General features: G+C 41.1%; 1 protein-coding gene. It reads left to right on the top strand.

Going from position 1 to position 873, the window contains the following annotated elements; translation table 11 throughout:
- Positions 1–873 (top strand): methyl-accepting chemotaxis protein (locus PVA17_RS24860; RefSeq protein ID WP_274069359.1); only part of this gene is annotated, 873 nt, incomplete at both ends.

The following is an 873-nucleotide window of genomic DNA, read 5'->3' as shown; positions in this document are numbered from 1 at the left end:
TTTGTATAAAACGTTTCTCGTACTAATCGCTGCAATTGTAATCAGTGTGATTGTATTCTTCTTTGTCATGAAGGCAATTATAAACCCGATTAAAGCGCTCAAGGATAGTGCAGTAACGATAAGTAAGGGCGATTTAACTGAAAAAGTGACGGTAAAATCTCATGACGAGATTGGACAGCTAGGGCAAGCATTTAACGATATGCAAGACAGTTTAAGAACGCTTATTCAAAAAATTGAACAAAATGCTGAAGAGGTAGCTTCGTCGGCAGAAGAGTTAACAGCCAATGCTAACCAAACGAGCATTGCTACAGAAAAAGTGGCCATTTCGATTCAAGATGTTGCGTCGAGCGCAGATACGCAAACGACGAGTGCCAATAAGAATGCAGAATCGTTACAGGAGCTTTCGAAGGCTATTCTTCATATCGCGGAGATCTCTTCGACCGTGACGGATCTTTCACAGCATGCAACGCTACAGGCAGATGAAGGTGGTAAGGCTGTTCGAGATACAAAAGATCAAATGCATTCTATTCATTTATCAGTGGCCGATTCAAATACGAAAATTCAAACACTACATGAACGCTCTAAGCAAATTACGTCCATTTTAGATGTCATTACAAGCATTGCAGATCAAACGAACTTACTGGCTCTTAATGCAGCGATTGAGGCAGCAAGAGCAGGAGAGCACGGAAAAGGCTTTGCAGTCGTTGCTGATGAAGTAAGAAAACTTGCCGAGCAATCACAGGCGTCTGCACAACAAATTTTCGAGCTAATCCATGGCATTCAAATAGAAACAGAACAATCTGTCAACATCATGGCAAAAGTTACAGAAGATGTTCAAAATGGACTACATGTATCAGACGAAGCTATCACGAA

It is taken from the genome of Lysinibacillus sp. CNPSo 3705 (assembly GCF_028674935.1).
Lineage (GTDB): Bacteria > Bacillota > Bacilli > Bacillales_A > Planococcaceae > Lysinibacillus.
The sequence above is the reverse complement of the archived record's forward strand: the minus strand, read 5'-3'. Positions and strand labels throughout refer to the sequence as shown.